Below are 19,292 nucleotides of genomic sequence, written 5' to 3'. Positions count from 1 at the left end.
CATGTTTAAGATTAGTCGATTGCTTTGGGTTTTTGCAGCTATTCTCAGCATGGTATTTACAGTGTTAATTTTTTTGCCGGCAAGTTGGTTAGCTCTGTTGGTTGAGAAGCAAACGATGGGACGTATTAGTTTAGGGGATGCCCAAGGTAGTTTTTGGCGCGGCTCTGCATTTATTGGAGGGGCTCCGAATGGAAATGCTCCGCTAACTCCCTTGCTTCCAGGACGTTTTACCTGGCGTATTTCACCCTCAATAATATTGGGGCAGCTTGATATAAATTTGGATAATCCGACATCTTTATCTCAAGCTATAAAATTAGAAGGTAATCTGGGTCAATGGAGCGTTAGTGGCTCAAGTTTGATTGTGCCGCCGGAGCGGTTGGAGGGGCTGGGAGCCCCGTTAAATACGATAGGTCCCTCCGGTCAATTGCGTTTGTCTTGGAATAGTTTGCAGTTCATAAGACAGGGCGTGAAATTGGATATTATTGGCGCCATGCGTTTAGAAATGAATGAAATGGCGTCGCGTTTATCACCCATAAAACCATTAGGTAGTTATTTGCTGACTATGGATTGGAAAGGCTCTACAGCGAACATTACATTGACCAGTATCAAGGGTCCAATGTTGCTAAGTGGAGCGGGGAATTTGTATGATGGACATATGCAATTTTCTGGGCGGGCAATGGCAGAGACAGGGCAAGAAGACAGGTTGGCAAATTTATTGAATTTGCTTGGACAGCGCCGTAGGGACGGCAATAAAGATGTGATAGCGTTAGAGTTCAAATGAGAAAAAATCTATTGAAAGTAATATCTGCCATGAGCGTATCAGTACAGAATGTGTTGCATCCCCAACAGAGTCGGCAAACTAATTTGAAGCGATTGCCGATAGCCGCATTCATAACGGCCGCCTGTTTTACGCTAAGTTTGTGTCCCGCGTATGCGCAAGATCCATCGCAAAATACTGCGGCGCTTAATTTTGTCGGGGCCGATATTGAATCTGTGATCAAGGCAATTGGTCACTATACTGGTGTGACATTTATTATCGATCCACGAGTAAAGGGACAAATTAACTTAGTCTCCGAAAAGCCTTTAAGTAAGGATCAGGCGTTCAAACTACTGACTTCTAGTTTGCGCTTGCAGGGATATTCGGTAGTCACCGGGGACGGTTATACAAAAGTGGTTCCTGAGTCAGATGCCAAGTTGCAAGCGGGACCAATACAAGCTGAATCGCTAAAAGGTGATCAGATTGCTACTCAGATTTACCGCTTAAATTATGAGTCGGCAAATAATATCGTTACTGTTCTGCGTCCATTGATTTCGCCTAATAACACGATCAATGCCAACCCTGGGAACAATTCCGTAGTTATTACAGATTACGCTGATAATTTAAAGCGTCTTACAAAAATAATTGGCGCATTAGATGTGCCCGCATCAAATGATGTCGACGTCATTCCAGTTAAAAATGCAATTGCTAGTGATATCGCAACGATGGTCACTCGTTTAACTGAAAGTGGTGGCGCATCTGCTGAAGGTGGAAAAGCTGTTCTGTTGGCAGATTCGCGTACTAACTCCATCATGATTAAAGCGCCTTCAGCAGCGCGAGCCAATTTAATCAAATCCTTAATCGCTAAATTGGATCAGCCGACTACTTTGCCAGGTAACGTGCATGTGGTTTATCTGAAGAACGCAGAGGCAGTGAAGTTAGCTCAAACCTTGCGTTCGATTATTACTCAAGACAGCTCATTGCCGTCCAGTGGAAATTCTTCTCTATCTTCAAGTAGTAACGGCGCGAGTTCTTTGGGTAGCAGCACTAACTCTAATGCTAGCCTTGGCGGGTCATCGACGAGTGGCTTATCCTCTGGATCGTCCACTGCTAGCTCTTCTCAAAGTAGCTTGTCGAGTGGTGGTGCAGGTGGTTTTATTCAGGCAGATGCAGCAACTAATACTTTGATTATTACTGCAAGTGAGACCGTTTATCGAAATTTGAGAACGATTATTGACCAGTTAGATGCACGCCGTGCCCAAGTATATGTTGAGGCTTTAATCGTTGAAATTAAAGCGAGTAAAGAGAACGATTTTGGTATTCAATGGTTGGGATTATCTGGTAATAGCAATAGCGATTATCGCGTTGGCGGCGGTACGTCATTTCAAACTACCACGAGCAATAACATTGGTGCGCTAATCGCAGGCAATGGAAAGGCACTGCCTGGCGCTGGTTTGACCTTGGGATTGTTTAAACAGGTAAATGGCCAGCTTGGCTTAGGTGCGCTGGCGCATGCTCTTGAATCCAATGGCAATGGGAATGTCCTCTCAATTCCAACTTTGATTACTCTTGATAATGAAGAAGCGAAAATTATCGTTGGTCAAAACGTTCCCTTCATTACTGGTCAATATGCGACATCTGCTTCTGCTGGCGGTAGTGCTGGCGTAAATCCATTCACTACGGTGGAGCGTAAAGATGTGGGTTTGTCTTTAAAAGTCAAACCACAAATATCTGATGGTGGCTCAATCAGAATGTCGATTTATCAGGAAGTATCAAGCGTAGACAACACGACGACGAATAGTGCAGGTCTAATCACAAACAAGAGCGTGATCGAATCTAATGTGTTGGTCGATGATGGACAAATTATCGCACTTGGTGGTTTGATGAAAGACTCGATCGAAGATTCTAGCGAGGGCGTACCTCTGCTAAGTAATATTCCTGTATTAGGTAATTTATTCAAATATCAAACTAAGACCCGCGGTAAAACAAGTCTGATGATTTTTATACGGCCAGTCGTGATTCGTAATGCAGAACAAAGCGGCAATGTATCCCTGGATCGCTACGACTATATGCGTACGCAGATTGCCCCGGTAAAAGGAACTGATATGAATAGTCTGTTGCCGGAAATTGAAAAAGGTAAGTTATTTAAAACACCTGTTGTAAATCCGGGTGATAAATCTGCGACGGAAAGCAAAGAGAGTAAATAACAGCATGCTAGAGAACCGATTATTGTCGTATGCGTATGCCCGTGACTTTTCAGTACTTGCTTGTCGTGATTTGAACGATTCAGCGGCATGTGTAGAACTAGCTGTATCCACCGAAACTAAACCTGCCGCTATTGCTGAGGTAGGGCGCCGTTTTGGCCGCGTTAAATTAAACGTGATGCCGCATGCAGACTTGCTGGAAATGATCGCCAGAACCTATGCAGGATCTGGCGGTGATGCTGCTGACGTAGTTGGTGAAGTAGAGTCTGATCTAGATTTGGCGAAGCTGATGCTGGATATGCCAGCGATTGAGGATTTGCTGGAGTCTGCCGATGATGCACCAGTCATTCGAATGATTAACGCTCTGCTGACACAAGCATTGCGGGACGGTGCATCAGATATTCATATTGAGCCGTTTGAGCAAATTTCGATAGTGCGTTTTCGTATTGATGGTTCATTGCGCGATGTAGTGCGTCCGAAAAAAGCGATTCATGCCTCATTAGTATCGCGAATTAAAATCATGGCGCAGCTAGATATTGCCGAAAAGCGATTACCACAAGATGGACGTATTACTTTGCGTATTGGTGGTAAACCGGTTGATGTCCGCGTCTCCACCTTACCAACAGGGCATGGCGAACGCGCAGTATTGCGTCTGCTTGATAAAGAGGCGGGTCGGTTAGATCTGAGTACCTTAGGGATGAGCCCCGATGTGCTGCCACAGTTTGATAAATTGATCGCGCAGCCACACGGTATCGTGCTGGTCACCGGGCCTACTGGCTCAGGTAAAACGACTACGCTGTATGCGGCATTGTCACGTTTAAATGCGGGTAAGACCAATATCCTGACAGTAGAAGATCCGATTGAATACGAACTTGCTGGCGTGGGACAAACTCAGGTTAATGCGCGTATTGATATGACGTTTGCCAAGGCACTTCGCGCTATCTTACGACAAGATCCCGACGTCATCATGATTGGCGAGATTCGCGATTTAGAGACAGCGCAAATCGCGGTGCAAGCGTCGTTGACTGGGCATTTGGTGTTAGCGACTTTGCATACGAATGACTCTGCGGCAGCAGTTACTCGCTTGCTTGATATGGGCATAGAACCGTTCTTGCTGTCATCGTCTTTACTCGGTGTTATCGCACAGCGATTAGTGCGTAAGCTCTGCACCCATTGCAAACGTTTTGATGGTCAGGACTGGCATTCAGTCGGCTGTGAGCATTGTGGTCATACCGGGTATCAAGGACGAGTAGGAGTTTATGAATTGTTGCTGACGACAGAAGAAATTCGTTCGCAAATTCATCATCAGGCTTCAGAGGCAGAAGTCCGCACGGTAGCGCAGCGAGATGGTATGAAAACGATGCGTGAAGATGGCGATCGTTGGTTGACGGCAGGCGTTACCACCCGGGAAGAATTATTGCGAGTAACGAAAGAGTAAACCATCGTGCCAGCATTCAGATATGAAGCCATTGATCCAGATGGACTAAGCAAAAAAGGTGTGGTCAACGCAGATAGTGCGCGCGCAGCGCGTGCCGATTTGCGTAGCCAGAATTTTTTACCCATCACCGTTGAACTCATTGCCAATCAACTCGATGCAGAAGGTAAGAAGCGACGTAGTATTTTTGGTGAGCACTTATCTACCGTTGAACTTGCGCTATTTACCAGACAGTTAGCAAGCTTGTTAGAAGCAGGCTTACCCTTGGAACAATCGTTGTCAGCCTTGTTAGAGCAATCAGAGCGCAGTTATATCCGTGATTTGATTGCATCTATTCGATCAGAAGTGATGGCCGGCGCGTCTCTGTCCGATGGTCTAAAACAGCATCCAAATGACTTTGCCGATATCTATTGCGCGCTGGTTGCTTCCGGCGAGCAAATCGGCCATTTGTCGCGTGTATTATCGCGTTTGGCAGATTATATTGAGCGTCGCAATGCCTTGGTGCAAAAAGTCAAATTAGCCTTTACTTACCCGGCCATTGTCACAGTAGTTGCGTTTGCGATTGTGATATTTTTGTTGACCTATGTGGTGCCGCAGATCGTCTCTGTATTTGCCAATACAAAACAAAAATTACCTTTCTTGACGGTGATGATGTTGGCGATATCCGATTTTGTACGTAGCTATGGATTGTTCGTCGGAATCGTGATTGCAGTTGCCTTCTGGAGCTGGCGCATGGCGCTTAAAAATCCAGATGTCAAAATGCGCTGGCATACCTGGTTGTTAACGGCACCTTTATATGGCAAGTTTGAACGTAGTTTAAATACCTCACGCTTTGCCAGCACTCTGGCGATTACTACTGGCTCTGGCGTACCTATTTTGCGCGCTTTGCAAACCAGTCGGGAGACCTTGTCTAATGTCGCAATGCGCCAGCAAGTGGAAGATGCGACCGCCAGTGTACGTGAAGGTGTGGGCTTAGCGCGCGCGCTGTCAGCACATAAACACTTTCCGCCAATGTTGATTCATATGATACGTGCAGGAGAAGTCACCGGAGAGCTGCCTGCGATGCTGGAGCGTGCATCTAACGCGCAGGAGCAAGATTTAGAACGCCGTGCATTGACGATGGCAGGTCTACTGGAACCAGCATTAATTCTGGCAATGGGTGTAGTTGTGCTACTGATTGTACTTGCCGTGTTGATGCCGATTATTGAAATTAATCAACTGGTTCGCTGACAACTTAATCACCGATATTGCAAACACTACCAAGCTATTGATCCTGACTAATCAGGCCAATTTATTGGGTAGATTAATCAAGGCGATTAACTTAGATGATTAACTAAGTTGAGTTATCTGCCATAAGCAAGGAATGAAATGAAGCGTGCCCCATTAATAGTCAGTTTTTTGATGTTTATTACCTTATGTATGTCCCTCAGTTTTTGGGGTATCCATCTATTTAAACCGCAAGCACGTGCTGTAGCCGTACCGATGCAGTCTGCTGCATTTGAGCCAGGTGCTGGCCAGTGGGGTAGTGTATTTGGTCAAAGTCAGGTAGCACAAGCGGCTAGTAATTATCAATTAAAAGGCGTGATACTCGCTGTTCGACAAATAGAAAGTGTCGCCATCATCAGCGCCAATGGCAGGCCAGCTCAAGCTGTTGGGATTGATCAAGAGTTATCTCCAGGGGTCACGCTGAAGGCCGTTTATGATCAATATATTTTGATTTCTGAAAACGGTATTTCCAAGCGAGTTGAACTGCCACCATCAGCAACCATTACCAGCGCACCGATCAGTCCAAATGGTGCTGCTACCATAGCTCCGCCAAATCCAATTGCGTTCCCATCAAATAGTCGTCAGGTTTTTAGTGGAAATAATCCTGGTATTTCTATTAGTGGTGGCGTACCTGTTTTAACGCCGCAACCAGCCTCTACACCAACGCCTCCAGATAATCAGCAATAACTGAAGATTAGTCTCAATACGGCCCAATCAAGCCGGTAAGTCTTCTAAGTCTATTAAGCCTATTAGTGAATACACTTCCTCAATTTTTACAAGATGCCTTGGCTCAGGCTCATCCATCCTGGCATCCAGCTTTGTACCAAGGCTTGGCCGCAGTAAAAGCGGCAGATCCAGAGTATTTGAGTAATCTGTCAGGCTCCCATTTTTTACCTACTGCGGGACGTTTATTTGCTGCATTTGCCATACCTATTGATGCGGTACGCCATGTGCTGGTAGGTGAGGGACCTTATCCTCGGGAAGATAGTGCGACTGGATTTTGTTTTATGGATGGTGCCGTCACAGATTTATGGTCGCAAGAGTCTGGTGGTGGTTTATCCAAAAAAGTGAATCGTGCAACATCGCTGCGTAATTTCATCAAGATGTTATTGGTTACTGGCGGATATTTGACGCTAGAAAACACCTCTATTTCTGCGGTTGCTGAGGTCGCAAGCAAAGCGAAAGCGGCTGATTCTGTCTTCATTAAATCTCTGCCAGAGTTGCAAGAGAATTTGCTTGCAGAGGGATTTTTATTGTTGAACGCGTCATTGGTATTTCGACCGGATGTTGCGCCTATCAAAGATGCAAAAGCGTGGCTGCCGTTTCTTCAATCCATTTTTTTTGCATTGAACAAACAACAAAATAGAACAGCAGTCAAGCCTACCATTTTAGTCTTATGGGGCAAAATTGCTGAGCAGTTGCAGCAGATGCCAGTGGTAGCTTTATTTCAACAACAGATTGCAGAGCATCCTTATAACTTGTCATTTATTGGGAACAAAAATATGCAAGATTTTTTCGCCCCGCTGAACTTGTTGTATAAACGTCTTGCATAAATACTTCTACTTGTTCTAATCATTAGCTATATTTGCCATTGCCGGAAATAACTATAAGAAAAATACTTTAGATACTGATAAAAATCTCCATTTGTAGAATAAACTAAGACCAGAAACTTCAACGCTTTACATAGCTGTAAGTTGCTGCAGCCTAAACTACCGAAGATCAAATCATCGCTTGTCGAGATAGTCAGTGTAACTAAGATCAAACATGTTGAAAAAAATAGAAACTAATCAATTGCGCGTAGGGATGTACGTGCAGGAATTGTGTAGTTCCTGGATGGATACCCCCTTTTGGCAAAAGTCTTTTTTGTTAGAAGATCAGAGCGTATTGAATAAAGTAATTAGTACAAAGATTAAAGAAGCTTGGATTGATACGATAAAAGGACTTGATGTTTTTCAGCCGATAGAGGAGGTTGAAGAGCCAGTTGCAGAATCTGAAATCGTGGTGCCTGTTAAAGAAATTCAAGTGCCGTCTTTTAAAGATATCCAGACCGTTTCGATGGATGAGGAAGTTGGGCGAGCCGCAAAAATTGTTAGCAAATCGAAGCAAGCTGTTTTTTCGATGTTCCATGAGGCGCGCATGGGCAATGCTGTCGACGTAGAAAATGCCTTGCCATTGGTGGAGGAAATTGCTTCTTCAGTGATGCGTAATTCTGGTGCTTTAATTGGCCTGGTTAGACTCAAAACCAAAGACGATTACACCTACATGCATTCCATCGCGGTATGTGCATTGATGATTGCACTATCTAAGCAATTAGGTTTGAACGATGCCCAAATACGTGAAGCTGGCTTAGCTGGTTTGTTGCATGATATTGGTAAAATGATGGTGCCCGCAGATATCCTGAACAAGCCAGGAAAATTGACAGCCGATGAGTTCATATCTGTGAAGGAACATCCTGAAGCTGGCTACAATATGCTGCTGGAGGTGAAGGGTATTAGTGATATCGCTCTGGATGTTTGTTTGCATCATCATGAGAAAATGGATGGCACCGGATATCCTGATCGCCTCTCTGGTCAACAAATAAGTTTGTTTGCTCGTATGGGTGCCGTGTGCGATGTGTACGATGCGATCACTTCTGATCGTCCATATAAGCAAGGTTGGTGTCCCGCAGAGTCTTTGCGAAAGATGGCTGAATGGAGTAAAGGTCATTTCGATGAAAAAGTATTCCAGGCTTTTGTAAAAAGTATCGGGATATTCCCAGTCGGAACGCTTATACGGTTGGAGTCAGGTCGGCTTGGCGTGGTAGTCGAGCAGCAAGTCGGTAAGTCCTTATTGCTGCCAAAAGTCAGAGTCTTTTTTTCTGTCAAATCTCTGGCGTATATTGTTCCAGAACTGATTGATTTAGCACGGCCTGGCTCACAAGATAAAATTATAGGCCGTGAAGATGCGAGTACGTGGGGATTAAAAGATATTAGTCGTTATTGGCTTGGTGAGGCGAGTGCGCCTGCTGCTTGATTTAGGCACCTGAAGAAACGATCCTTGATATTTGTTACTACGTGAATATGCACTCATTTTGAGTGCTTTTTTATTTGGATTGCTATCTTGGATAAATCTAATACTCATAGTGAGTATATTTTGGTCGTCCATATATCAAAAGGACAATAAGGCATATTTTTTAAAAATTCTGAGGAGTATATGGACTTTGAGCGTATTGAACTTGCGTGAAATGAGGTTGGAAATCTTCCCAGTCTCTTTTGGGATTGGTTTTTTTGCGCAAGTTTTACGTCGATATCTCTAATTAAGACTTACGCAAAATTGTCCCAGTAAAGCGCAGCGACGAAGAAATTACTTTAGTGCTGTAAGAAGCTGGGCGGCTTTGCGTAAGTCTTATGCATGCAAAAAACTGAAAATTACTTCTCTGGCTGTATAACAACTTTGCCGGTAACTTTGCGAGCGGCTATATCGTTCAACGCAATTGCCGTATCTTTTAATGCATAGCGCCCAGAAATTCGTGGTTTGATTTTGCCTTCAGCTAACCAGCCAATTAATTCGCGCATTGCTGCCCGATTTGCTTTGGGTTCGCGTTTGGCAAATTCTCCCCAAAACACACCGACTAAAGAAGCGCCTTTGAGCAGCGTTAAGTTCAATGGCAATTTCGGGATTTCACCATTTGCAAATCCCACGACCAAGTAACGTCCGCGCCAAGCAATGGAGCGGAATGCAGGTTCTGCATAGATGCCACCAACCGGATCGTAAATAACATCTGGCCCTTTACCATCTGTTGCCGCTTTGATTGCCTCACGCAGGTCTTGCGTACTGTAATTGATCGTCAGATCGGCGCCATGTTCTTTGCAAATAGCAAGCTTCTCATCGGACGAGGCCGCGGCGATTACGCGTGCCCCTAATGCTTTGCCGATTTCAATCGCTGCCAGGCCAACGCCACCGGCAGCGCCTAGCACCAACATCGTTTCTCCGGCTTTTAACTGAGCACGATCGACTATCGCGTGATGCGATGTGCCGTAGGTGAGAGTAATCGCTGCTGCAGTATCGAAATCCATCCCCGGTGGCATAGGCATCACCGCTTGCGCAGGTGCCACGACCTGTTGTGCGAATGCGCCGTGACCGATGAAGGCAATTACTTTATCGCCGACTTTGATATTGCTGACGCCATCACCGATAGCTCTTACCACGCCAGACAATTCGCTGCCTGGGGTGAATGGCAGTTCTGGTTTAAATTGATATTTGTTTTGGATGATCAGCACATCCGGGAAGTTAACCCCGGCGGCTTTTACATCAATCACCACTTGTCCAGCACCTGCAACAAGATCTGGCAACTCTTCTACGACCAAGGTATCGGGTAAACCCCAAGCTTTGCAAAGTACGGCTTTCATGTATTTGTCTCCTCTTTAAAATAGTACGACCGTTTGATTTTGTGATTATGCCGCAAAAATCCGACGCTTGTCTCAAATTACAATGTTGCATCGGTTAAAATGTTTCTTATGAAAATCCTGATCAGTAATGACGATGGTTACCTCGCTCCTGGCATTGTCGCTTTGGCCGATGCATTAGCATCGATTGCCGACATTGTCGTGGTCGCGCCTGACAGCAATCGCTCCGGTAGTTCTAACGCCTTGACATTGGATCGACCCTTGTCAGCACAGCGCGCGTCGAATGGTTTTTATTTTGTGAATGGTACTCCCTCCGATTGCGTGCACATTGCGCTGACATCAATCATGCAAGAGAAGCCGGATTTGATCGTTTCTGGTATTAATCAGGGACAGAATATGGGGGACGATACTTTGTATTCTGGTACGGTAGCCGCCGCGACTGAGGGATATTTATTTGGCATCCCTGCCATCGCTTTTTCGCAAGTAGATAAAGGATGGTCACATCTTGAGGATGCGGCAAAAATAGCACTGAACATGGTCAAGCAAGGTTTTGCCGCGCTGCCCAGACCCTATTTGTTGAATGTGAATATCCCTAATTTGCCTATGTCGGATATTAAAGGGATGCGTGCCGCGCGCCTGGGCAAGCGTCATATGTCCGAGCCGGTGATTAAAGCGCAAGATCCACATGGTCGTGATATTTATTGGATAGGCCCACCAGGTAAAGCAAAAGAGGCAGGCGAGGGCACAGATTTTTTTGTTACGGTGCAAGGCTATGTATCGGTTACGCCTTTGCAAATTGATCTGACCAACATAAAACAACTGTCGCAATTGCAAGACGATTTTGGTGCGGGTGAAGCATGACCAAAAATGAAAAACGTTTTCCCTTGCAATTGTCTTCCGTGATGGATAGCGCTAAGCAGCAAACGCATCGTCAATCTATTTCAGCGCATTTGGTAAAAACGGCGACACCCCAGACCGCGACGCAGAATGCCGCCAAACATGGAGCGTCTAAACAAGATGCCGCAAAAAATTCGCTCCGGTCATCGTCGCTCAGTCCTAATCCAACGACAAAATCTGATCAGACATCTTCCAACGTAGTGAGCTCTCGTCCTTTAGTATCGGATGGTGTGCGGCGCGCAATGGTGGCACGTGTTGCTCAGCAAGGCGTCAAAGATCGCTTAGTATTAGCTGCGCTGGAGGCAATTCCACGCCACCTTTTTATTGAGTCTGGTATGTCAAGTCAGGCTTACGTTGATGCCTCGCTTCCGATTGGGCATCACCAAACGATTTCACAGCCTTATATCGTGGCGCGTATGATAGAAATTATGCGTAATGATGGCAAACTCAATCGTGTTTTAGAAATCGGAACTGGCTGCGGCTATCAGGCTGCCGTATTGTCCTTGGTGGCAAAAGAGGTCTATTCGATTGAGCGGATTAAAGCACTGCACGAACTGGCTAAAAATAACCTGCGCCCCATGCGAATTGCAAATATTCGATTGCATTATGGCGATGGTATGTTGGGCTTGCCTCAAGTTGAGCCATTTGACGGTATCATCTTGGCTGCTGCAGGTATGGAAGTGCCAAAGGCATTATTGGAGCAGCTAGCAATTGGTGGCCGCCTGATCGCACCAGTGGGTGGCGCTAAACAAGTTTTACAATTAATTCAGCGTACCGCAAAACATGAGTGGCAAAGTTCGATACTTGAGCAATGTCATTTCGTCCCTTTACATCAAGGCGTCATCTAAATTTGATGAATCCATTATTTAATTAATTGAATCTGCAATGAGTATGAAGAAATTAAAGTTATTAATCACATTAGTCCCCGCAGTTGCTCTATCAGGTTTTATCACTGCTTGTAGTACCACGCCCAATAATGCCCCGGTGATTGATCGCGGAAGTGACAGCATAAAAGCGGACTCCAAAGGTGTTACGGACGTATCAAAAGTCGTGCCAAAACCCGCCGATACTCGCGGTACTTATGTTGTTAAGCGCGGCGATACTTTATTCAGAATTGCTTTAGACAATGGGCAAAGTTATAGCGATCTGGTCGCATGGAATAACTTAAAAAATCCGAATGATATTAAAGTAGATCAAGTTTTGCGCGTAGCGCCGCCAGACGGAACCACCTCTGTACAAACAGGTAGCGTCAATACCAGTGGTGTAGAGGTGAGGTCGCTTACGGCGGCACCAATAAATCCATCAACCAATAAGACCAGTCCACGGGGTGATAAGCGTCCATATTCAGACGCCAATTTAGCTGAACTGCAAAAGCTTGATTCGACCGGCGCAGTGAGTCCCGTAACTCCTGGTGTGGCTAAATCAGATGTCGTGCCTCCGGCTGCGGTAGTCGCTGTGCCTAAGAGAGATAAACCAATTGAAGCCACAGCTCCAGAGAGTGATGTAGTGGATTGGATCTGGCCAGCAGAAGGGAAAGTAATCGCCGGATTTGATGATGCAAAAAATAAGGGACTCGATATTTCAGGCAAGCTGGGACAGAGTGTCATGGCTGCTGGCGCTGGCAAAGTTATGTATGCCGGTAACGGTATTCGTGGATATGGTAATCTTGTGATCATCAAGCATACAAGCACCTTGCTCTCTGCATATGCTCACAATAAAACCATTTTGGTTACTGAAGGACAGACTATTGCAAAAGGGCAGAGAATCGCCGAGATGGGTGATTCTGATAGTGATACTGTGAAGTTGCATTTTGAAATCAGACAGCAAGGTAAGCCAGTTGATCCGTCTAAATTTTTGCCGCATCAGTAGTTAGTAATCGGTAACTAGAAACAACGCTAGAATCAAGAGCAATCATTATTTAATTTTGGTTAGAAAATAATTAGTCAGTAAGTTCAAAATAGGATAAGTCGTTTAACTCACACTATGCCCAATACTTCAACTAAACATCAACTGCAATCGCCTGAAACGGACGACGATCAAGATCAAGATGGTCTGGTTGATGCCAACGCTGAACGAACCAACCCATCAGACTTCTCTGAGGATGAGGTTGAAGAGGCTGAGGATGGGCAAAACGATAATCCGATTTCTTTAATCGTTGCTCCGATTGATGAGCTGAAAACAGTATTAGCCGCTGAGTTATCGACCGATACGACGCAGCACTATTTAAATCAAATCGGCACTCGCCCATTGTTCTCTGTCGCAGAAGAATTACACTACGCGACTTTGGCCAAGCAAGGTAATTTTGAAGCGCGCCAAAAAATGATAGAGCACAATTTGCGGCTCGTCGTTTCCATTGCTAAGCATTACATCAATCGCGGCGTCGCCTTGCTCGATATGATAGAGGAGGGTAATCTGGGTTTGATGCATGCGATTGATAAGTTTGAGCCTGAGCGCGGTTTTCGTTTTTCGACTTACGCCACATGGTGGATACGCCAGAGTATTGAGCGCGCCATCATGAACCAAGCGCGCACTATCCGTTTGCCTGTGCACATGGTACGTGAACTGAACCTGATTTTACGTGCCAAATATCATCTGGAATCACAGCAGCATGATGGTCGTGATGCGGCGTTAGAAGATATCGCCCATCTGGTCGACAGACCGCTGGATGAGGTGCAAGATATTCTTGCTTTGTCTGAGCATGCAACGTCGCTAGATACGCCTCTGGATAATGATCCGCAATCTAGTTTGATGGACATGCTGCCAGGTGACAGCGAAGACACACCGGATATTCGTGCAGAACAGCATGAGATGACTATTTTGGTCAGAGATTGGTTGTCTAAGCTGCCGGACAAGCAACGCATCGTCATCGTGCGTAGGTTTGGCCTTGATAATGATGATCCCGCAACGCTAGAGACCTTGGCGGATGAAATGGGTATCACGCGTGAACGTGTGCGACAAATTCAGCAAGAGGCGCTGATTAAGCTCAAGCGATCCTTCTCATCACGTGGTGTAGGACGTGATGCGCTGTTGTGATTTGCCTGACTGATCTGCTTTGGGCTGCACTGTAAGTAAAGTAATTTCTAGCTGTTTGCGAACCTGCTCCCAAGTTTCTACGCGCTTTCTCCATAGTTTCTCCTATAATCCCGTTTTCTGAATTAAACCTGATCGGCGTGATCTGTGCATCACGCCGCAATTATTATGAATACTATTAATATCCGTTCTTTCGACATGGACGCCCGTGGCGTTGGTCATCTGGAAAATGAAGATGGCACTCCAGGAAAAGTTGTTTTTGTTGAAGGGGCTTTGCCGGGTGAGGTGGTTGGCTTCAGCACATTCAAAAAGAAGGCGACCTGGGAAGCTGCAAATATGACGCAGTTGGTGCGTGAGTCGTCACAACGGGTTAAGCCTAAATGTGAATTTTTTGGCGTATGTGGCGGTTGCTCTATGCAGCATCTGGAGTCAAATGCACAAGTAGCGATGAAGCAGCGCGTGCTGGAAGATAATCTCTGGCATATCAGCAAGGTGAAAGCAGAGACAATGTTGCGACCAATTTATGGTCCGACTTGGGGTTACCGTTATCGCGCCCGGCTTTCTGTGCGTAATGTACATAAAAAAGGCATGGTTTTAGTCGGTTTTCATGAGAAAAAATCTCGCTATGTCGCCAATATGGAAACCTGTGAGATTTTGCCGCCGCATGTGTCTGCAATGCTCATGCCATTGCGTGATCTGATTTCGTCTTTATCGATTATTGAGGCATTGCCGCAAATCGAACTGGCGATCGGTGAGGGTGTAACTGCGATGGTGTTGCGCATAATGGAGGCGCTGACTGCCGAGGATGAAATAAAGCTGAAGGCTTTTGCGGATCAATATCAAGTGCAATGGTGGTTGCAAACCAAAGGGCCAGAAACAGCTACTCCGTTTTATCCAGAGCACAGTGAATTGCATTATTTATTACCCGAGTTTGGTATAAAAATGCCATTTAAGCCGACTGATTTTACTCAGGTTAATCATCATATCAATCGCGTTCTGGTAGAGCGCGCTCTGCGTTTGCTGGATGTCCAAAAAGGCGAGCGTATTGCTGATTTGTTCTGCGGTTTAGGTAATTTCACGTTACCGATTGCAACTTTAGCAAAAGAAGTTGTGGGGATCGAGGGTAGTTCAACGTTGACAGAGCGGGCAATGGAGAATGCTCGTGCCAACGGATTAGAGGCAACGACTTCATTTGGTACGCGTAATTTGTTCGAGGTTACTGCGCAAGATTTCGTTGCCTTGGGTAAGTTTGATCGCTTTTTAGTCGATCCCCCGCGCGATGGTGCAATGGCAGTTTGCCAAGCCCTGATCGATTTGGGCAGTCTAGCACCAGAGTTGAAGCCCAAGCGCATTGTGTATGTGTCATGTAGCCCGTCTACGCTAGCACGTGATGCTGGCATGTTGGTCAATCAGGCCGGCTATCGCTTGAGCTTTGCTGGCGTCGTCAATATGTTCCCACACACGTCCCACGTAGAATCGATGGCAGTTTTTGATTTGGATTAATTTAATACTGGGTGGGTGTATTTAAAGTTGTCCATAGAAACGCTGGATAATATGGCTAATTATGCATATACTCCCTGTAATCCTAAAAAATTTCTAAATTTAACGCTGACTTAGTTAGCCAAGCTGATCATCCCATATTCTATTTTGCGGTTTTTGTACTCGCTTTGGGGGATAAGGAACTGATCTGATTGGTGCTTTCGGCGCCCAAGTACTTATTTAATAATAATTCTTGCAGGTAATTGTCTTTATTGGCAACTTACCTTAGGTGGGTCGTTTTTATGATAAAATCGAAGGTTAGATGAATTCTTGAAATTTTGTCTTAACCCTTTCATTTTATTGGAGTTTTTAGATGGCTATCGAACGTACATTGTCTATTATTAAGCCTGATGCAGTTGCAAAAAACGTTATTGGTCAAATTGTCAGCCGCTTTGAAGCTGCTGGCTTGAAAGTAGTCGCTGCTCGCTTGACACAATTGTCCCGCGCTGAAGCAGAAGGTTTCTATGCAGTTCACGCTGCACGCCCATTCTTCAAAGACCTGGTTGATTTCATGATCTCTGGCCCAGTCTTTGTTCAAGCATTAGAAGGCGAAGGCGCGATTTTGAAAAATCGTGATCTGATGGGTGCAACAGATCCAAAGAAAGCAGAAAAAGGCACAATTCGTGCAGATTTCGCAGAATCAATCGACGCAAATGCAGTACATGGTTCCGATGCAGTTGAAACAGCCGCCATCGAAATCGCTTACTTCTTCCCAGCGTTGAACGTGTACTCACGTTAATCACAGTTTGTAATATCGTCTTGGTTTTGTAGTGATACTTAAGCAGGATGTGAAGGAAGATGCATATGACGGCTCTCACCAATTTGTTGGACCTGGATCCCGCGCAACTCGTCGCTTATTGCGGTGAGTTGGGTGAGAAGCCGTTTCGCGCCAAGCAATTGCAGCGCTGGATACACCAGTTCGGTGCCGGTAGCTTCGAAGAAATGAGCGATCTCGCAAAATCGCTAAGAGAAAAATTATCTACGCGAGCCTTTATTGCCGCTCCTGCAATTATTAGCGACCATACGTCAACAGATGGGACGCGCAAATGGTTGTTGGATGTGGGGCAGGGCAATGCTGTAGAAGCAGTATTTATCCCCGAAGAGAATCGTGGAACCTTGTGTATCTCCACTCAGGCCGGTTGTGCAGTCAATTGCCGCTTTTGCTCAACGGGTAAGCAAGGATTTAATCGTAATTTAAGCGTTGGTGAAATTATTGGCCAACTTTGGATGGCTGAGTTTTTATTGCGTAAAACTAAAGGTATAGCACCGGGACCAAAAGGCGAACGTCAAATTACTAATGTAGTAATGATGGGGATGGGCGAACCTTTATTGAATTTTGAGCCAACGGTCACTGCTTTGCGTCTGATGTTAGATGATAATGCCTATGGTTTATCACGTCGTCGTGTTACGTTGTCTACCAGCGGTGTGGTGCCAATGATTGATAAGTTGTCCCAAGAGTGTGCAGTGGCGTTGGCAGTGTCTTTGCATGCCTCAAACGACACTCTGCGCGACAGCTTAATACCGTTAAATAAAAAATATCCGTTGCATGAATTAATGGCGGCTTGCAAGCGGTATTTGGATTATGCTCCACGTGATTTCGTGACATTTGAATACTGCATGTTGGATGGCGTAAATGATACGGATCAACATGCTCGTGAGCTGGTGCAATTAGTTAAAAATGTTCCCTGTAAGTTTAACTTGATTCCGTTTAACCCTTTTCCGGAATCGGGTTTAAAACGTTCAGCCAATCCTCGTATAAAGGCTTTTGCCCAAGTGCTGATGGATGCGGGATTAGTGACAACCATACGTAAGACGCGAGGCGATGATATTGATGCCGCCTGTGGGCAGTTAGCAGGTGAGGTTCAGGACAGAACGCGAGTGCAAGAGCGTATGCAAAAAATGGCGGAATATCAAACCAAGTTTGGTAAAAATTTTGGCAAGATCGTGGAGATCACTCAGTGAAAATTTTTGGATTGCACTATCGTTTTTTATCTGGCGTGTTACTGGCGCTGATGTTGTCCGCATGTGCAAGCAAAAAGCCTGAGGGGTTTAAGCCTGAGAATAACCAGCCAACTGAAAGTGTTGATTTGCAAAAGAGAGCATCCATTCGTATGGAATTGGCGATTGGTTATTATCAGCAAGGACAATACAAAGTCGCGCTGGATGAAATTAGACAGGCGTTAATCATGTCCCCTGATTTGGTTGATGCCTATAGTGTCAGAGCTTTGGTTTACATGGATATGGGTGAGAAGTCCTTGGCTGAAGAGAACTTTCAGCGTGCCTTAAAACTGGCGCCAAATAATTCAGATATTGCTAATAATTATGGTTGGTTTCTATGTCAAAACGGACATGAAAAACAAGGCATGACTTACTTCGACAAAGTACTAAAAGACCCAACCTACACTACACCGATAAAAGTCCTTCACAACGCAGGTGTTTGTAGTCTTAGATTGAAAGATACAGTTAAGGCAGAAAACTATTTTATGCAAGGTTTTCGTATTGATCCGGGTAGTCCGACAATCAATGCTAATCTGGCCAAAATTTATTTGGATCGTACTGAATACGAAAAGGCAAAATTTTATATAAACAGAGTACTCAAAGAAGACATATTTGCGGCAGACGTACTTTGGTTGGCGATAAAAATAGAAAATAAACTGGGAGACCAATCCGCCGTAGCTGGTTTGGGTACACAGTTGCGTAGACGCTATCCTAATTCCAAAGAGTACGCTCTGTTTCAGCGAGGGGCTTTTGATGAGTGATGCAGGTATGAATTTATCCGTAGAGAAATTAAATACCTCAGATATGAATGAAGATAATAAGCCTGAGTTATCGGCAACTCGCTCTGCTGGAGCGCTTCTAGCAGCTGCTCGTGAGCAAAAAGACTGGACAGTCCAGCATATTGCTGATCAATTAAAACTTTCAGTAAGGCAGATAATCGCAATTGAATCAAATCATTTTAACGAACTTCCTAAGATGGTGATAGTGCGAGGCTTTATCAGGTCTTATGCTAAGTTGTTAAAAATTGATGCTGAGCCAATCATTGAGTTGCTACCTAAAGAGAATGACTTGTCTGTAGAGTCGACGGGTGTTCGGCCGGTATTAGCTACTCCTTTTCTTGAGTCTAGATTGCCTCTAATGGGGCGGCAAGATGTCAATAATGGTAAGTACGTCTGGGGTGCTGTGGTGCTTGCGATACTTGCGCTTGTTTTTTTTGTATTGCAAAAATATGAGCATATTAGTTATATTCAGAATCTAATTTCACCTAAAGTGTCATCCAGTTTGGAAGCGCCCGCGAGCGCAGCGACTTCTAAAAATTCGACTAATTCTGTTGCCTTGGATACTGCCTCTGTAGAAAATAAATCGGAGGGGCAAGTGAATCTACCGTCATCTGAAGTGGCATCTCCAAATACTTCTCAGTCTGGTTCAAGCTCTATATCTGATATTGTGGTGCCATCAACAGTATCTGCGCCAGTTTTGTCCTCCAGTACTGTTAATCAGCAGCTAGCTGACCCGGCTCAGGCTGTTGTGCTTAATTCTGCAAATAATTTAATGAAATTTAAATTTCGGCAGGATTCCTGGATACAATTAAAACGTGAAAATGGCAGTGTAGTGACGTCTCATTTAGCAAGGGCTGGGACAGAAGAGAGTTTCGATCTCAAAGAGCCTTTGCAGATCAAAATTGGTAATGCGGCTGGTGTCGATGGGACATTACGTGGGGTTTCTTTAAATATTGCGCCGACAAAAGAGAGCAATGTTTTTAATCTAAGTGTGAAGTAAGT

The 19,292-nt window shown here is 45.0% G+C and carries 17 protein-coding genes; 16 read left to right on the top strand and 1 reads right to left on the bottom strand.

The annotated features are described in order from the left end of the window. The first annotated feature begins 1 nt into the window (after window position 1). The 7 genes from AAKU61_RS06380 (at window position 2) to AAKU61_RS06350 (ending at window position 8,674) form a co-directional block, all read left to right on the top strand. Window positions 2–781: a type II secretion system protein N gene (locus AAKU61_RS06380; protein WP_354330604.1), complete on the top strand. Its 780-nt coding sequence runs from the start codon at window positions 2–4 to the stop codon at window positions 779–781. A gap of 29 nt (window positions 782–810) precedes the next feature. Next, window positions 811–2,964 (top strand): type II secretion system secretin GspD, encoded by a 2,154-nt coding sequence (gene gspD, locus AAKU61_RS06375; protein WP_354330602.1) that lies wholly within the window; start codon window positions 811–813, stop codon window positions 2,962–2,964. A gap of 4 nt (window positions 2,965–2,968) precedes the next feature. Beyond that, complete coding sequence (gene gspE / locus AAKU61_RS06370) at window positions 2,969–4,399, top strand: type II secretion system ATPase GspE (protein WP_354330600.1); 1,431 nt, start codon at window positions 2,969–2,971, stop codon at window positions 4,397–4,399. A 6-nt stretch (window positions 4,400–4,405) separates the two neighbouring features. Continuing rightward, window positions 4,406–5,626: a type II secretion system inner membrane protein GspF gene (gene gspF / locus AAKU61_RS06365; RefSeq protein ID WP_322119098.1), complete on the top strand. Its 1,221-nt coding sequence runs from the start codon at window positions 4,406–4,408 to the stop codon at window positions 5,624–5,626. 138 nt (window positions 5,627–5,764) lie between these two features. Next, window positions 5,765–6,349: a type II secretion system protein N gene (locus AAKU61_RS06360; RefSeq protein ID WP_354330598.1), complete on the top strand. Its 585-nt coding sequence runs from the start codon at window positions 5,765–5,767 to the stop codon at window positions 6,347–6,349. A gap of 65 nt (window positions 6,350–6,414) precedes the next feature. After that, a complete protein-coding gene (locus tag AAKU61_RS06355) occupies window positions 6,415–7,215 on the top strand; it encodes a uracil-DNA glycosylase family protein (protein WP_354330596.1) in 801 nt (266 codons plus the stop codon). Between the two features lie 211 nt (window positions 7,216–7,426). Next, window positions 7,427–8,674, top strand: coding sequence for a cyclic di-GMP phosphodiesterase (locus tag AAKU61_RS06350; RefSeq protein WP_354330594.1), 1,248 nt, complete (start codon window positions 7,427–7,429; stop codon window positions 8,672–8,674). A gap of 395 nt (window positions 8,675–9,069) precedes the next feature. Here AAKU61_RS06350 and AAKU61_RS06345 read toward each other — a convergent pair whose 3' ends face one another. Then, window positions 9,070–10,050, bottom strand: a complete 981-nt coding sequence (locus AAKU61_RS06345; protein WP_354330593.1) for an NADPH:quinone oxidoreductase family protein — start codon at window positions 10,048–10,050, stop codon at window positions 9,070–9,072. A 108-nt stretch (window positions 10,051–10,158) separates the two neighbouring features. Here AAKU61_RS06345 and surE point away from each other — a divergent pair, with 108 nt between their 5' ends. The 9 genes from surE (at window position 10,159) to AAKU61_RS06300 (ending at window position 19,290) form a co-directional block, all read left to right on the top strand. Next, on the top strand, window positions 10,159–10,908 hold the full coding sequence (gene surE / locus AAKU61_RS06340) for a 5'/3'-nucleotidase SurE (protein WP_354330592.1): 750 nt from the start codon (window positions 10,159–10,161) through the stop codon (window positions 10,906–10,908). Further along, a complete protein-coding gene (locus tag AAKU61_RS06335; RefSeq protein ID WP_354330590.1) occupies window positions 10,905–11,792 on the top strand; it encodes a protein-L-isoaspartate(D-aspartate) O-methyltransferase in 888 nt (295 codons plus the stop codon). Before surE ends, AAKU61_RS06335 begins: the two co-directional genes overlap by 4 nt. Before the next feature lie 43 nt (window positions 11,793–11,835). Then, window positions 11,836–12,813: a peptidoglycan DD-metalloendopeptidase family protein gene (locus AAKU61_RS06330; RefSeq protein ID WP_354330627.1), complete on the top strand. Its 978-nt coding sequence runs from the start codon at window positions 11,836–11,838 to the stop codon at window positions 12,811–12,813. Between the two features lie 114 nt (window positions 12,814–12,927). Next, window positions 12,928–13,977: an RNA polymerase sigma factor RpoS gene (gene rpoS / locus AAKU61_RS06325; protein ID WP_354330588.1), complete on the top strand. Its 1,050-nt coding sequence runs from the start codon at window positions 12,928–12,930 to the stop codon at window positions 13,975–13,977. 165 nt (window positions 13,978–14,142) lie between these two features. After that, a complete protein-coding gene (gene rlmD, locus AAKU61_RS06320) occupies window positions 14,143–15,477 on the top strand; it encodes a 23S rRNA (uracil(1939)-C(5))-methyltransferase RlmD (RefSeq protein ID WP_354330586.1) in 1,335 nt (444 codons plus the stop codon). Window positions 15,478–15,826: 349 nt separating this feature from the next. Next, window positions 15,827–16,252, top strand: coding sequence for a nucleoside-diphosphate kinase (ndk, locus tag AAKU61_RS06315; protein WP_354330584.1), 426 nt, complete (start codon window positions 15,827–15,829; stop codon window positions 16,250–16,252). A gap of 65 nt (window positions 16,253–16,317) precedes the next feature. Further along, window positions 16,318–17,475 carry a dual-specificity RNA methyltransferase RlmN gene (gene rlmN / locus AAKU61_RS06310; RefSeq protein ID WP_354330582.1) on the top strand — a complete coding sequence of 386 codons (1,158 nt, stop codon included), beginning with the start codon at window positions 16,318–16,320 and terminating at the stop codon, window positions 17,473–17,475. Further along, complete coding sequence (gene pilW / locus AAKU61_RS06305) at window positions 17,472–18,272, top strand: type IV pilus biogenesis/stability protein PilW (RefSeq protein WP_354330580.1); 801 nt, start codon at window positions 17,472–17,474, stop codon at window positions 18,270–18,272. Before rlmN ends, pilW begins: the two co-directional genes overlap by 4 nt. After that, the gene (locus AAKU61_RS06300) at window positions 18,265–19,290 is read left to right on the top strand and encodes a RodZ domain-containing protein (RefSeq protein WP_354330578.1); all 1,026 of its coding nucleotides are present in this window, start codon (window positions 18,265–18,267) and stop codon (window positions 19,288–19,290) included. The genes pilW and AAKU61_RS06300 overlap by 8 nt, the downstream gene beginning before the upstream one ends. Window positions 19,291–19,292: the final 2 nt, after the last annotated feature.

The organism is Undibacterium sp. GrIS 1.2 (assembly GCF_040544435.1).
In the GTDB taxonomy this organism is placed as follows: domain Bacteria; phylum Pseudomonadota; class Gammaproteobacteria; order Burkholderiales; family Burkholderiaceae_D; genus Undibacterium.
This window is presented reverse-complemented; position numbering and strand designations above follow the sequence as displayed.

Coding starts and splice junctions, on each gene's coding strand:
- AAKU61_RS06380 (WP_354330604.1), top strand. CDS start 2: ATGTTTAAGATTAGTCGATTGCTTTGGGTTTTTGCAGCTATTCTCAGC.
- gspD (WP_354330602.1), top strand. CDS start 811: ATGAGCGTATCAGTACAGAATGTGTTGCATCCCCAACAGAGTCGGCAA.
- gspE (WP_354330600.1), top strand. CDS start 2,969: ATGCTAGAGAACCGATTATTGTCGTATGCGTATGCCCGTGACTTTTCA.
- AAKU61_RS06360 (WP_354330598.1), top strand. CDS start 5,765: ATGAAGCGTGCCCCATTAATAGTCAGTTTTTTGATGTTTATTACCTTA.
- AAKU61_RS06350 (WP_354330594.1), top strand. CDS start 7,427: ATGTTGAAAAAAATAGAAACTAATCAATTGCGCGTAGGGATGTACGTG.
- AAKU61_RS06345 (WP_354330593.1), bottom strand. CDS start 10,050: ATGAAAGCCGTACTTTGCAAAGCTTGGGGTTTACCCGATACCTTGGTC.
- surE (WP_354330592.1), top strand. CDS start 10,159: ATGAAAATCCTGATCAGTAATGACGATGGTTACCTCGCTCCTGGCATT.
- AAKU61_RS06335 (WP_354330590.1), top strand. CDS start 10,905: ATGACCAAAAATGAAAAACGTTTTCCCTTGCAATTGTCTTCCGTGATG.
- AAKU61_RS06330 (WP_354330627.1), top strand. CDS start 11,836: ATGAAGAAATTAAAGTTATTAATCACATTAGTCCCCGCAGTTGCTCTA.
- rpoS (WP_354330588.1), top strand. CDS start 12,928: ATGCCCAATACTTCAACTAAACATCAACTGCAATCGCCTGAAACGGAC.
- rlmD (WP_354330586.1), top strand. CDS start 14,143: ATGAATACTATTAATATCCGTTCTTTCGACATGGACGCCCGTGGCGTT.
- ndk (WP_354330584.1), top strand. CDS start 15,827: ATGGCTATCGAACGTACATTGTCTATTATTAAGCCTGATGCAGTTGCA.
- rlmN (WP_354330582.1), top strand. CDS start 16,318: ATGACGGCTCTCACCAATTTGTTGGACCTGGATCCCGCGCAACTCGTC.
- AAKU61_RS06300 (WP_354330578.1), top strand. CDS start 18,265: ATGAGTGATGCAGGTATGAATTTATCCGTAGAGAAATTAAATACCTCA.